This is a genomic window from Phytoactinopolyspora halotolerans, from assembly GCF_010550675.1.
In the GTDB taxonomy this organism is placed as follows: Bacteria; Actinomycetota; Actinomycetes; order Jiangellales; family Jiangellaceae; genus Phytoactinopolyspora; species Phytoactinopolyspora halotolerans.
Genome location: NZ_JAAGOA010000006.1, coordinates 131,833 through 144,575 on the forward strand (window position 1 = coordinate 131,833; position 12,743 = coordinate 144,575).

General features: G+C 67.4%; 13 protein-coding genes. 7 read left to right on the plus strand and 6 right to left on the minus strand.

What is annotated here, in order from left to right; translation table 11 throughout:
• Positions 1-30: 30 nt before the first annotated feature.
• Together G1H10_RS10515 and G1H10_RS10520 are read right to left on the minus strand one after the other, a co-directional pair.
• Positions 31-192 carry a hypothetical protein gene (locus G1H10_RS10515; RefSeq protein ID WP_163736601.1) on the minus strand — a complete coding sequence of 54 codons (162 nt, stop codon included), beginning with the start codon at positions 190-192 and terminating at the stop codon, positions 31-33.
• A gap of 14 nt (positions 193-206) precedes the next feature.
• Positions 207-1,052 carry a DUF6544 family protein gene (locus tag G1H10_RS10520; RefSeq protein WP_163736604.1) on the minus strand — a complete coding sequence of 282 codons (846 nt, stop codon included), beginning with the start codon at positions 1,050-1,052 and terminating at the stop codon, positions 207-209.
• A 291-nt stretch (positions 1,053-1,343) separates the two neighbouring features.
• Here G1H10_RS10520 and G1H10_RS10525 point away from each other — a divergent pair, with 291 nt between their 5' ends.
• The 4 genes from G1H10_RS10525 (at position 1,344) to G1H10_RS10540 (ending at position 4,491) form a co-directional block, all read left to right on the plus strand.
• Complete coding sequence (locus tag G1H10_RS10525) at positions 1,344-1,823, plus strand: hypothetical protein (protein WP_163736606.1); 480 nt, start codon at positions 1,344-1,346, stop codon at positions 1,821-1,823.
• On the plus strand, positions 1,820-2,425 hold the full coding sequence (locus tag G1H10_RS10530; RefSeq protein ID WP_163736610.1) for an RDD family protein: 606 nt from the start codon (positions 1,820-1,822) through the stop codon (positions 2,423-2,425). Before G1H10_RS10525 ends, G1H10_RS10530 begins: the two co-directional genes overlap by 4 nt.
• 155 nt (positions 2,426-2,580) lie before the next feature.
• Positions 2,581-3,348 (plus strand): YwiC-like family protein, encoded by a 768-nt coding sequence (locus G1H10_RS10535; RefSeq protein WP_376778594.1) that lies wholly within the window; start codon positions 2,581-2,583, stop codon positions 3,346-3,348.
• 78 nt (positions 3,349-3,426) lie between these two features.
• Positions 3,427-4,491: a hypothetical protein gene (locus G1H10_RS10540; protein WP_163736615.1), complete on the plus strand. Its 1,065-nt coding sequence runs from the start codon at positions 3,427-3,429 to the stop codon at positions 4,489-4,491.
• A 115-nt stretch (positions 4,492-4,606) separates the two neighbouring features.
• On the opposite strand, the gene G1H10_RS10545 is transcribed toward G1H10_RS10540, so the two are convergent.
• On the minus strand, positions 4,607-6,397 hold the full coding sequence (locus G1H10_RS10545) for an HNH endonuclease signature motif containing protein (protein WP_163736617.1): 1,791 nt from the start codon (positions 6,395-6,397) through the stop codon (positions 4,607-4,609).
• A gap of 343 nt (positions 6,398-6,740) precedes the next feature.
• Between G1H10_RS10545 and G1H10_RS10550 the strand changes: the two genes are divergently transcribed.
• Positions 6,741-7,472: a glycosyltransferase gene (locus tag G1H10_RS10550; RefSeq protein WP_163736620.1), complete on the plus strand. Its 732-nt coding sequence runs from the start codon at positions 6,741-6,743 to the stop codon at positions 7,470-7,472.
• A gap of 100 nt (positions 7,473-7,572) precedes the next feature.
• On the opposite strand, the gene G1H10_RS10555 is transcribed toward G1H10_RS10550, so the two are convergent.
• Positions 7,573-9,075, minus strand: coding sequence for a PTS transporter subunit EIIC (locus tag G1H10_RS10555; protein ID WP_163736623.1), 1,503 nt, complete (start codon positions 9,073-9,075; stop codon positions 7,573-7,575).
• 274 nt (positions 9,076-9,349) lie between these two features.
• Here G1H10_RS10555 and G1H10_RS10560 point away from each other — a divergent pair, with 274 nt between their 5' ends.
• Positions 9,350-9,580 (plus strand): PTS sugar transporter subunit IIB, encoded by a 231-nt coding sequence (locus G1H10_RS10560; RefSeq protein ID WP_163736626.1) that lies wholly within the window; start codon positions 9,350-9,352, stop codon positions 9,578-9,580.
• Positions 9,577-10,035 carry a PTS sugar transporter subunit IIA gene (locus G1H10_RS10565; protein ID WP_163736628.1) on the plus strand — a complete coding sequence of 153 codons (459 nt, stop codon included), beginning with the start codon at positions 9,577-9,579 and terminating at the stop codon, positions 10,033-10,035. The genes G1H10_RS10560 and G1H10_RS10565 overlap by 4 nt, the downstream gene beginning before the upstream one ends.
• Here the strand turns inward: G1H10_RS10565 and cydB are convergent.
• A complete protein-coding gene (gene cydB, locus G1H10_RS10570) occupies positions 9,957-11,018 on the minus strand; it encodes a cytochrome d ubiquinol oxidase subunit II (protein ID WP_163736630.1) in 1,062 nt (353 codons plus the stop codon). The two genes, G1H10_RS10565 and cydB, sit on opposite strands and share 79 nt — an antisense overlap.
• Positions 11,019-11,072: 54 nt before the next feature.
• Entirely contained in the window at positions 11,073-12,479 is a 1,407-nt protein-coding gene (locus tag G1H10_RS10575; protein WP_163736633.1) for a cytochrome ubiquinol oxidase subunit I, read from the minus strand.
• Positions 12,480-12,743 lie beyond the last annotated feature (264 nt).

Here is a 12,743-nt window from a genome sequence, read left to right on the forward strand (position 1 = left end):
AGCCGCGGCGCCCGATCACCCTCGATGCGGCTATCCGTCCGGATGGTCGTGCAGCACGAAGGTTGCTGTCATCGTGCTGGCGACCGCCAGGAACAGGACGAGAAGCCAGACGGAGAGTCCGAATGACACTGCTCCGGCGACGGCGAGCGCACCGGTGGACAGATCGGCGATGAGTTGTCTGCGCAGCATCATGACTCCCGTCTCGATCAGCCGGGAAGGCCGCGCTGGCCACGGACCGTGCGGATGGTCGCTGCGACGGCATCGAGACGGTGCCCGACGTCGACGTTGGCTGCGAACCCGTCGACGTCCATCCGGAACCAGGGACGGCCCTCGTCTTCCCACGTCACATCGATCCGCCCGGGGAGCATGATCCCGTCGGTGAGCCACCAGCGCCGCATGTCCACGTGCCACCACACCAACCGGCCGCCGGCGCCTTTGTACCGCAGCGCGGAGAACCGGCTCGGGTGGTCGTCGTCGGCGAAATGCAACAGCGCGGTGTCCGTCGCGTCTCCGGCTGGGATCGTCAGCTGGACGGTGCGCCACGCGTCGTCCACGACTTTCACCGGAGAACCGGCGGTGAACACCGACGGGATCAGCGTCGCCTCGGCCCACAGAAACAGGTTCGCACCTTGGTCGATTCCGGCTCCTACGGCGGGGCGCCGTATCGGACCGGCCATTCCGTGCCCGCCGACGTAGGCATCGACCACGTCGAGTACGGTCCGGCCCGCCCACGTGGGTGCGATATCGCTGACGAAGTCCACACCGACCCGGTGCCGGGTCAGCATCCGAGCCCACAGCCACGGCATGCGTCGTCCCAGCCGCAGCTGGGGCCGGGCCCAGAGCGCGATCGTGTCCATCCGCGGCACCAGGCCGTCTCCGTCCGGATCCAGGTGACGAGTGAGTCGGGTCGGCAGCCCGTCGGCGAGCTGGACCAGTCCGCGATCCCGGGTCGGTCCAACGGCGGCAGCGGCGCGTGGACGGACTCGGGCACCGGCGATCGTCGCCCCGACGGCGCCGCCAATCGCGAGCGTGGCCGCTCTGCGCGTGATCATCATGGCCTCCCGCCGGACGCACCGGATCCTCACCGGCGTGGCCGGACTAGTTCTCAGCGTGCCCCGCCGGCGAGACAGCGTGGCACGGACGAAGGTCCCGATCTATGAGTGCGGTCGGCCCGATCACGCTGCCACGACATGCTGATCACCGCCTGAGGCGGGCTATCGATCGGTAGAGTCTGCGACAGAGGGACGCGCACATCTACCGCTGGACGGTCACGCATGAGTGATGCATCGGACGGGCCTCACACGGCCAAGCCTCGGGGGCGGCTCGGTCGTATGGCCGCTGCGGTGACCGGTCGGGTCGTCGAGACGCTGGATCCGGACGCGGTCATCGAACATGTCGACGTGGACCAGTTACTGGACCGGGTGGATGTGGACCGGCTGCTCGATCGGGTGGATGTGAATCGTCTGCTCGATCGGGTCGACGTCGAGGAGTTTCTCGACCGGGTGGATGTGAATCGGCTGTTGGACAGGGTGGATGTGGACCGGCTTCTGGACCGCGTCGACGTCAACCGGATGCTGGCTCGGGTCGACGTCGATGCCGTCCTGCAGGAGGTGGATCTGGAGGGAGCGGTGCGGCGGGCGGGCGTGCCGGAGATCGTCGCGGAGAGCACCGGCCGGGTGGCGGGCTCGGCGCTCGACCTGGCACGGCGGCAGATCGTCGGACTCGACGTGGTGGTGGACCGGGTCATCAATCGGATCCTGCGGCGTGCGCCAGGCGACCAACCTCAGGGACCCCCGCGGCTCGTTCTGGGGCGCACACCGTGAGCAGCTGGGACGCGGCGCCGAGATTGAAAGTGACCGGTCACTATGCGGGCGTCGTCAGCCGGGCGGCCGGGGCGGCCCTGGATGTGGCGATCGTGCTCGCCACGTTCACCGCAGGGGTCGCCGGGGTGGATGTGTTGTCGAGGATGGTGGTGGGCGCCTCGCTGGCCCGGGACGACGCGGGCGTGCTCTCCACCGTTGCGCTCGCCACCTGGGCGTTTGTCTACATGTACGCCAGTCTGGCGATCGCTGGCCGGACTCCGGGCAAGGGCATCGTCGGGCTGCGGGTGGTGATGGCCGACGGCGCCGTGCTCACTGGGCGACGTGCGCTGATGCGCACGTTGGCGTTCCCGCTGAGCGTGCTTCCGTTCGGGCTGGGTTTGGTCGGCATCATCGTGCAGCGTGAGCATCGGGCGCTGCACGATCTGCTCGCTGGGACGGCGGTCGTCTACGACTGGGGCGGACGTGTCGCGGAGGTCCCTGGACCGTTGTCGGAATTTCTGGCGCGGCGCGCCGGGGCCGAGTACTCCTCGGCTCCGATCGCGGAACGGGCGACGGACCGGGCAGGAGCCGGCCGCCGCGCGTCGCAGGACCGGCGGAGCTGAATCGGCCGGACCGTCGAGGACCTATGTCGTCACACCGGGTGACCTTCGGCTCCGGCAGCTGACGGCACCGTGGCGCCAGTGTGGTCCATGTGGCGAGGCAGGTAGACGAGCCCGTTGCGGCGCGCGTATCGAGGTCGGGTGCTGACAGGCGGGATGTGAGAAGGAGCAGCAGATCCTCGGCTCGTCTCGGCGGCGGTGCGAGACGGCCGGTGATCCGCAGGTATCTGCCCCCTCAGCACGGAGCCTGGGCGATGCTGGCGGTGCCGCATCTAGCCGGCGTCCTGGTCGCCGGATGGAGCTGGCCTGCCGCTCCGCTGGCGGGTGCGTGGCTGAGCGGTTACCTGTTGTCGTACTACGTCTTCCTTGCGGTCAAGACTCGGCGGCCGTCTCGGTGGCATCAACAGATGGTCGTGTACGCCGCTGTAGCGACACCGTTGGCGGCGGTGGTGACGGTGGCACGGCCGGCTGTGCTCTGGTACGCACCGCTGTATGCGCTGCTGCTGGCGATCAACGCCTGGTACGCGTGGCGCCGCCACGAGCGTGCCCTGCTCAACGATCTAGCCTCGGTGGTGCAGAGCTGTCTCATGGTGTTCCTGGTGGCGGCGGTGGCGCGCGTCGATGTTGCCGAGGTGGCCGGCGTCTTCGTGGCGTGTGCGGTGTATTTCGCGGGCACCGCCGTGTACGTCAAGACGATGATCCGGGAACGCGGCAGACGCGGCTACCGCTACGCCTCGGCGGGGTACCACCTCGCCGCGCTGGCCGCCATGAGTTGGTACGGGCCTGCGATGGCCGGGATGTTCGGGCTGTTGCTCGTGCGTGCGGCGGTCCTACCCGGGCATGGTCTGACGCCGAAACAGGTGGGCCTGATAGAGCTGGTTCTCAGCGCCTTCCTGCTGGTCGCGATCGTCTTCACCTTCGCCTGACGCGGGTGTCCGCCGCTGGTCGGTGTGGCGTCGGCGTACGACGGCCCTCCTGCGGGGCGACTGTGCGAGAGTGCTGCCATGTCCCTGCGAGCCAAGCTGCAGTTCGGGCAGGACGTCCATGCCGTCATCAGGATCGAGCTGTTCATCGTGTCGGCGGTCAGCGCTGTCCTGATCACTCGCGGCTACCTGATACTCATGGGATACCCGCAGATCGGCAGCGGTGGGCTGCACATCGCGCACATGCTCTGGGGCGGGCTCCTCATGCTCGTCTCGCATGTCCTTCTGCTGGGCTTCCTCGGGCCACGGGTGAAAGGGGTGAGCGCCGTCGTCGGCGGTGTGGGATTCGGTCTGTTCATCGATGAGGTCGGCAAGTTCGTCACCTCCGACAACGACTACTTCTTCCAACCGTCGTTCGCGATCATGTACGTGGTCTTCGTCGCGCTGGTGCTCGTCATGCACCGCATGTCCGAGCGTTCGCCACGAGACGCGGCGACGTTGCTGGCCAATGCTGCGACACTGGGAGCGTCGGGCCAGTTACACGGCCTCGACGACGTCGATCGCGCCGATGCGCTGCAGATGATCGCCCTGGCTCGCGGACGAGGAGCAGACGATCGCGCCGCAAGGGCGGTGCAGGAGATGGTGGAGGCTTGCTCCGTCGATCAACACGGTGGCAGGTGGTACGCGTCGATCCGCACGTTCGTCTTGCGAGCGGCCCGTGGCGTGGTGCGGAGCCGGTCAGCATATGTCGCGGTGGTGGCCATCCTCGTCTTCCAGATGGTCGATCCGGTGGGGGATGTCGTCCGGATCGTCTTCGACCTGGGATATGAGGAGATGACGACCGCGAGCACGGTACGGCTCGGCTGGCTGCTGCTCACGGTGCCCGTCATTGTGACAGGGTTCGTGACCTGGTGGCGGAGAAGCGAGGAACACGGGCTGCAGGTGCTCCGATACGTCGTCCTGCTCAACATCATGGTTGGACAGGTCTTCAACTTCGCCGACCGAGAGCTTGATGCGCTTCCTGGTGTCCTTGTGAATCTCGGATCGCTTGCCGTGGTGAATTACCGTCTCAGGATGCTCGAGGAGCCGTCGGAAGTGCCGGCGCCGGCCCGTCTGCGCCGGAGGAGCATGGAGGATACGGAATAGTCTCAGGCGCGCAGCGGCACCCGGCGCAGGCAGAACGGCCTGAACCGGGTGCGGCCACGCTTGTTCGGTTTGTGGAGCGGACACCTGTCGGGTTCGGGTGTGGGTGGGGTGGGTGTTATGTGTGGGGTGGGGGTTGGTGGTCGTGTCGGGGTTGGGTGTTGCGTCTGGGGGTGCGGTCCGGGTCGACCCAGGGGGGTGGGAGGAATTCGGGGTGGCCGTCGGTGCCGAGGCGGACTTCCCAGCCGCCGTGGTGGATGACGCGGTGGTGGTGTGTGCAGACCAGGACGAGGTTTTCCAGGTCGGTGGGGCCGCCGTCGGCCCAATGGTCGATGTGATGCGCTTGGGTCCAGGCTGGGGGTCGGGTGCAGCCGGGGAAGGCGCAGCCGCGGTCGCGGGCGATCAGGGCGGTGTAGATGCCGGGGGTGACCAGTCGTTCGGTGCGTCCGACGCGCAGGGGGACGCCGTGCTGGTCGACCAGGATGGTGGTGATGTCGGCGTCGCAGGCCAGACGGCGCAGCGCCGCCGAGGAGATGGGTCCGCCGTGGGTGAGTTCGGCCGGGGCGACACCGAAGCGTCGGGCCCAGGTGTCTTGGAGCCACCGCGGGGGTGTGTCGGGGTGCGGGCAGCCACCCGCGGTGAACACCCCACCCTCCCCACCAACGCCGCCAGCGCCGTCGTCACCGTCGTCGATGTGGGCGCCGTCCACATGGGCGTCCACGCCGCAGCGGTCCGTGTCAGCGTTGTCGACGTGGACGCCGTCAGCGTCGTCGTCGGTGTCGCTGGTGTGGTCGAGCAGGGTGTGCAGGTTGGCGAGTAGGAGGAGTTGGGTGGGGTGGCCGTGGCGGGTGGGTAGGGTGTCGGTGGTCAGGGCGCGGCGGGCGAGTTCGGTCAACGCATCGGCCAGGCGCTGGTCCGCGGCGCGCTGGTCTTTTTCGCCGTCGTTGCCCGGTTCGGGCGCGGCGAGCGGGTCCAGTGCGCTGCGCACGATGGCTGCGGCCTCGGTGCCCAGTAGCCCGGTGATGCGTACGGTGCCGTCTCCCCGGTCACTGATGCGTAGCGATCGTTTACGCTGGGCGCGTTCGTCGCGGTCTTCCAGGCTGTCGCTGGTGAGTACGTGTAGCAGGTGATCGGCCAGGCGCTGCAGCGTGGCGGGGTCGTACTCGCGGGCGAACGCGGCCAGGTCTTGCTCCGCGCGGGCGGCGTCGTCGGTGGGGATGTCGGTGGGGATCTTCGCCATGGTCTTGGCGATCACCACGGCATGCTCATACGAGATCGCTCCTTCGACCATGCCGGCCAGGGTGGCCGGCATCGTCCGCCCGTTTTTCACTGCGGTCACGCTGGCGCCCCAGTCCTGCACCGGCGCCGGGGGTGTGAGCCGGTGCCCGAGATCCACACACGCCTTCGCCACACCGGGGCGCAGGTTCAACACCTCACGCAGCCACGCCGTGGACGAGGACGCACCCATGCGCCGGCCCAGATCCCGCGTGTCGGACTCGGCGACCAGCCGGGTGAACACCTCCGCCTGCCGAGCCGCCACCGCATGCACCCGCCGGATCGCCACCGCCAGATCCTCATCAGTCAACCCCGCCGCGTCCACCTCCCGGCCCTGGTCGAACCCGGCATCCAACATGTCGAGCACCTCGAACACCGGATGCCCACCACCACCACCGCTGCTGCGCTCGCCGCCCTGGCCGGAACCGCCGTGGTCGCTGCCCTGCCCGCAGCTGCGGCCACCATCGCCCTCACCGGGCATGTCCGCACCCCGGCCACGGTCGTCGTGGGCACCGTCGCTGCGGCCGGGGGTGTCCGCGAACCCGTTGGCGTTGCCGGATGTGCGCGAGGCGGACCCGGCTCCGGTGGCCTCGCCGGGGCCGTCGGGGCTGCTGTGGTGACTGGAGTCGAACATGTGTCTCAGCGTAGGCGATCTTGTCGCCTACATCCACGCGTATTCGTACGCTAACCGCGTAATAAGGGAATCAAACAGAGTCAGACAGGCACTGTCGCAGCATTACGTATTGAATCTTCCGCATGTAGGGCCGATGGTCGGTCGGAATGGGCCAGGCAGGACTGATGCCCTTGGTCCAAACGGCCCTGGGCCCTTCGGCTCTACGTCATGCCGTTTCGTGCTGTCACTGTGAGATGGGCGCGACATCCTCTGCGCGGGATGAACGCGTCGTCAACGGGGTGTTCACTGACGACCTCCGGTGCCGGTTCAAACGAATTCACAGTTCGTTTTCGGAGGAGTGACTGTGAGCTTTACATACGGATGGCACGTTGGGAACGTGGCGACGACGTGGCGTGGCGGGCATGACATCGCCTCCAGTGTGGAGGCGGCGTCACCCTGTGCCGGCACCACGGCGTCGAACGAGCAACGGTCCCACGGTTCTTCGCACGACGGCTATGTCGTGTTCGTCGGCTGGATGCTGCCCGGCGGCGGCGCCGACCGCGCCATCCGTATCGCACGTCGAGCCGGCAAGCGGATCGTCCTCGTGGCACGCGTGTGGGAGTTCGATGAGCGCGAGTACTTCCTGTCCTCCATCGAGCCGCTACTCGATGCTGACGCCGTATACCTCGGCGACGTCGCGGGAGAACGACGGCTCGAGCTACTCAGATCAGCGGAGGCGCTCATCACGCCGACTCGCTGGCCGGAGTCCCTGGTACGGATCTTCCTCGAAGCGGTCGCCGGCGGAACACCGATACTGGCGTTGGGCGACGGTCTCGCCGCAGACGTCATCGAGCACGGCAAGACCGGGTTTCTATGCCACGATGACGACGAGATCACCCGGATGCTCGTCAGCACACCGCACGTGGTCAGCGCCGACCGGGAGCTCCGGCCGGCCGACGTGCCGGTGCCGGCCCCGCCGAGGGTGCCATGGCCATGTCATGCCGAGCCCGCGCATGGCATCCCGCTGCAATTGCCGCCGCCCGGCGGCCGGTTCGGGCGGGACAGGTGGCGTCGAGCAGCCGTCAGCGCACGTTGACATCAGCGGGGCATCGCCGCCGGGTCTCACATCGTCGCGAGATTCGGTTTAACGCTGGACCGGACGGGCCGCAGCCGCGTCCGGTCCAGCGCCGCCGAAGTCAGCGCCTATCGTCGTCGGAATCCTGCTCGATGATCGGCGGCATATCCTCTCGGTCTGTGTCGGCGCCACGGGTCGTCGACTGTCCCGTCGCCTCCTGGGCGGCACCGGAACTGCCGCTGTCGGAGCGGGTGGCGATCTCGACGGCCTCCTCGCCGAGCGACGCCTCAATATCTTCGGCTTCCTTCTCTCGCCCCGGTGTCCGCATGTTCCACTTGGTGATCACCCAGCGGAACACGAAGTAATAGATCGCGGCGTAGCCTAGCCCGATCACGATCAGCCAGACCGGTGCCTCGGCGATACGGAAGTTGAGCAGATAGTCGATGGCGCCCGCGGAGAAGCCGAACCCGTCGCGGATACCGAGCGCGTTCACCAGCGCCAGTGACGTGCCCGTCAGAACCGCGTGGATGACGTAGAGCGGGTACGCGACGAACAGGAACGAGAACTCCAGCGGTTCGGTGACACCGGTCAGGAACGACGTCAGTGCTCCGGTGAGCATGATGCCGCCGACCACCTTCTTCTGCCGGGGAAGGGCGCAGTGCCAGATGGCCAGTGCCGCCGCCGGCAACGCGAACATCATGATCGGGAAGAATCCGGTCATGAACATGCCCGCGTCCGGGTCTCCGGCGAAGAACCGGGTGAGGTCCCCGTTGTAGGTGGTTCCGCTCGAATCGGTGTAGCTGCCGATCTGGAACCACACGATGTTGTTCGGGATGTGGTGGAGCCCGAGCGGAATGAGCAGGCGGTTCACGAACCCGTAGAGACCGCCACCGAGGACATCGTTGTCGCCCACCCATTCGCCGAAGTTCGTCAGCGCCCAGTCGAACGGTCGGTAGATGAAACTCATCAGGACGCCGATGATGACGGCGACGAACGAGGTGATGATCGGCACGAACCGTCGGCCGCCGAAGAACGCCAGGTACGGTGGCAGCTTGATGCGGTAGTAGCGCTGCCAGAGCAGGGCCGCCGTGATGCCCATGATGATCCCGCCCAGCACGCCGAAGTTGATCAGTTCCTGCTCCAGTGCGGCGGCGACATCTCCGGGGGCGGCGCCTTCTTCGACCAGTTGCTGCGCGGCGGCGGCATCGGGTTCACCGAGGATGTACGGCGACATCGCCTCGGTCACGCCATTGAACACGAGGTAACCGACCAGCCCGGCCAGCGCGGTCGAACCGTCGGCCTTGCGGGCGAAGCCGATCGCGACGCCGATGGCGAACAGCACCGCGAGGTTGTCGAACAGGGCGCCGCCTGCGGCCGCGAGGACCTCGGCTACCGGCTGCAGCCACTCCAGGGCGCTGTACTGGGCCAGGCCCGCGGGGAAGTCCTCGCCTACGGTGCCTTCCTTGCCGCCGAGCATGTCGTTCGAGCCGAACCGCAACAAAAGTGCCGCGGCCGGCAGGACCGCGATGGGAAGCATCAGGCTTCGCCCCACGCGTTGCGCATAGCTCAGCGTCGTACCCCACGCGGTACGCGAGGAGGATGTCGCCGTGCTCTGACTGCTCATCACTCGCTCCTTAGCATCAGACCGTCCGGTTGGCGGTGGATTGGGAGGATGTGTTCCAGTGGTCTAGGCAGATCGATGGCAAAGTCTCTTCGCACAACGCCCGTGCGCGCAAGAGGTTCGGGCAGAGATTGTTCGATCTTGCGGAAAATCATCACTCGGGCGATCATCGACAGCGTTGTTCGCTGTACTCTCTCGAGCACGCACCTGCCGTGGCACGGTGCCGCCAGATGCGCGCCGTGCGGGCTTCTGGTCATCGTCGAGGAAAGGGACCGGGATGAGCAACGCCGAGCAGATCCTCGCCGCTCTAGGCGGGGCGGACAATATCGTCGAGATCGAACCGTGCATCACCCGGCTGCGCGCCGAAGTGGAGGACGCGTCGCTGGTTGACGAAGCAGGACTCAAGGCCGCTGGTGCACACGGCGTAGTCAGGGCCGGCACAGCCGTACAGGTGGTCGTGGGGCCCGAGGCCGACACCATCGCGTCGGACATCGAGGATCTGATGTGACACTCTCTGTGCTCGCCCCCGTCTCCGGCGTGGCGGTCCGGTTGTCCGACGTCCCGGACCAGGCGTTTGCGGACGCGCTCGTCGGTCCCGGCGCCGCCATCGACCCGGCGCGGAGTGGCCGTGGCACCGCCCTGGCGCCCGTCGACGGCACGGTGGTCAAGCTGTATCCGCACGCCTACGTGGTGCGCACGGCAGGCGGGGCCGGCGTGCTGGTCCACCTGGGCATCGACACAGTCCAGCTCGCCGGCGCCGGATTTGAGCTGCTCACCTCGGAGAACGCCGAGGTCCGGGCCGGCGATCCGATGGTGGCCTGGGAGCCCGCCGTCATCGAGCACGACGGCCGGTCGCCGATCTGCCCGGTGATCGCCTTGGACGCTCAGGCTTCGGCGCTCTCCGAGGCGGTGGAGGAAGGCCCGGTCGCCGCCGGAGACGTGCTGTTCGTCTGGGACGTCTGACGAGGCCCACCGACGCGGCGCCGGAAAACCCAGTACGACCACCCCTGGTAGAGCAGCACCACGGGAACGAACAACACCGCTACCCAGCTCATGACCTCCAAGGTGTAGGAGCCCGACGCCGCGTTGTCGACGGTCAGGCTGTACGACGCGTCGATGGAACTGGGGAGCACGTCCGGGAAGAGTGCCCAGAACAGCGTGACCGCGGTCATCAGGATCGACGCTGCGGTGCCGATGAAAGCCCATCCTTCCCGCCCACGCGCGTTCGCGACGACACCGAGGGCCAACCCGCCGGCGGCCAGGGTCAGCGTGAGCCACGTCGCGTCCCGCCCGTGCTCGACCTGGGTCCACAGCAGGAACGACCCGCCCAGCCCGAGCGCCAGCGGGCCGAGCCGCCGGGACCACTGGTTGGCCCGTAGCCGAACCGCACCGTCGGCCTTCAGGCCGAGGAACGTCGCACCGTGGAACGCGAACACCGCCAGTGTGGTGAATCCACCCAGCACGCTGTAGGGCGAGATCAGGTCGAGAACGCTCCCGGCGTATTCATGGTCCGCGTCGAGCGGCACACCGTGCAGGATGGCGCCGAAAGCGACGCCCCATCCGAAGGCGGGAATGATCGAGCCGACGATGATGCACAGGTCCCAGCGCGAGCGCCATCGGGCGTCGTCATGCTTGCTTCGGTACTCGAACGCGACGCCGCGGACGATAAGCCCCACCAAGATGACCAGCAGCGGCAGGTAGAACCCACTGAACAGCGACGCGTACCACTCGGGAAAGGCGGCGAACGTCGCCCCGCCCGCGGTCAGCAGCCAGACCTCATTACCGTCCCAGACCGGTCCGATCGTGTTGATGGCGACCCGGCGCTCCTGATCGTTCTTGGCGACGGCCGGCAGCAGCGTGCCGACGCCGAAGTCGAAACCCTCGAGGACGAAATATCCGGTCCACAAGACGGCGATCAGCAAGAACCAGAACTCGGGGAGGGACATCGGGGGTCCTTTCGTTCATCTGCCGTGTGGGATGGCCGGCGAAGGTCGGCGGCGTCAGTAGACGAGGGACGGCTCGGGCCGGTCCTCGTCGGCGGCGGGCGGTTCGAGTTCGGCACGGACCTCCTCGCTGGTGGGCGGGCCGATCTTGATGTACTTGAGCAGAAGCCACACCTCGACCACGGCGAGCGCTCCGTAGAGCACGGTGAGGGTGATCAAGCTGGTCGCGACGGTGCCCACACCGACGGTCGGGGACACACTGTCCGACGTGCGCAGGACACCGAACACGGTCCACGGCTGCCGGCCCATCTCGGCCATGAGCCAGCCGGTGCTGTTGGCGATGAACGGCAACGGAAGGGCTGCGAGGCCGATCCACCACACCCACCGCCGATGCGGGGTGCGACCGCGCCGGGTGAGCCACAGGCCGACCACAGAGACGGCGAGGATGGCGATTCCTGCTCCCATCATCAGTCGAAACGACCAATACACGACGGGGATGTTGGGGCTGTAGTCACCCTCGCCGTACTCGGCTTCGTACTGTGCCTGCAGGTCGTCGATACCTTGCACTTCGCCGTCGAAGTCGCCGGTGGCGAGGTAGGACAATACCCGCGGCACGCGGATACTCAGCAGTTCCTCGTCGCCGTCGAGAGTGCCGATGGTGAACAGTGAGAATGATGCGGGCCGTTCGGTCTCGTACAGAGCCTCGGCAGCGGCCATCTTCATCGGCTGTTGGTCGGTGACCACCTTGGCCTGCAGATCGCCGCTGACGGCGACGGCGATGGACGCTACGGCGGTGACCCACAGCCCTACCTTCAGCGAGGAGCGCATCACGTCGGTGTGCTGTTTGCGCAGCATGTGCCAGCAGCTGATCGCGATCAAGAACACGCCGGCCGTGACGAACGCGCCCGCGATGGTGTGCGGGAAGGTCACGAGCTGCTTGCTGTTCGTCAGCACGGCCCAGATGTCGGTGAGCCGGCCCTTGCCGTCCTCGATCTCGTATCCGACCGGATGCTGCATCCAGGAGTTCGCGGCCAGGATGAAGTACGCGGAGAGCAGCGTTCCGACGGCCACCGCCCACATGCACGCGTTGTGCAGCCAGCGGGGCAGCCGGTTCCACCCGAAGATCCACAGCCCCAGGAACGTCGACTCCATGAAGAAGGCCAGCAATGCCTCCATCGCGAGCGGCGCCCCGAAGACGTCACCGACGAAGCGCGAGTAGCTGGACCAGTTCATGCCGAACTGGAACTCCAGCACGATGCCGGTGACGACGCCGATGGCGAAGTTGATCAGCAGCAGCTTGCCCCAGAACTTGGTGGCGCGCAGCCATGTGTCGTTGCCGGTGCGGATCCAGGCCGCTTCCATCGCGGCGACGACGCCGGCCAGCCCTATGGTCAAGGGGACGAAGAGGAAGTGGTACACAGTCGTGATGCCGAACTGCCATCGGGCAAGGTCGAGTGCTTCCACAGGTCGCCTCCTCGTATTTCGCTGCGAAACAAGCTTCTGCGCTGGGTATCGGTGCCCGTAGGGCCGGAAGTCCCAGAAGCGGACCGGCGTTCGGCCTGCTGCGGCTCGTCCGCTCCGAGACGCGCCGCCGATGGTGCTGTCGGCCATGGGGCGGCGGCCACCCACGCGTGGGCGCTGCAGAGTCGACGCGGCAGAGTCGACGCGGGGACCAAGGGCCCTGCCCGCCGGGGCGTACGGCCGTCGTATTCCCCCGGGGGTATCTGG

Coding starts and splice junctions, on each gene's coding strand:
- G1H10_RS10515 (WP_163736601.1), bottom strand. CDS start 192: ATGATGCTGCGCAGACAACTCATCGCCGATCTGTCCACCGGTGCGCTC.
- G1H10_RS10520 (WP_163736604.1), bottom strand. CDS start 1,052: ATGATCACGCGCAGAGCGGCCACGCTCGCGATTGGCGGCGCCGTCGGG.
- G1H10_RS10540 (WP_163736615.1), top strand. CDS start 3,427: ATGTCCCTGCGAGCCAAGCTGCAGTTCGGGCAGGACGTCCATGCCGTC.
- G1H10_RS10545 (WP_163736617.1), bottom strand. CDS start 6,397: ATGTTCGACTCCAGTCACCACAGCAGCCCCGACGGCCCCGGCGAGGCC.
- G1H10_RS10555 (WP_163736623.1), bottom strand. CDS start 9,075: ATGAGCAGTCAGAGCACGGCGACATCCTCCTCGCGTACCGCGTGGGGT.
- G1H10_RS10560 (WP_163736626.1), top strand. CDS start 9,350: ATGAGCAACGCCGAGCAGATCCTCGCCGCTCTAGGCGGGGCGGACAAT.
- cydB (WP_163736630.1), bottom strand. CDS start 11,018: ATGTCCCTCCCCGAGTTCTGGTTCTTGCTGATCGCCGTCTTGTGGACC.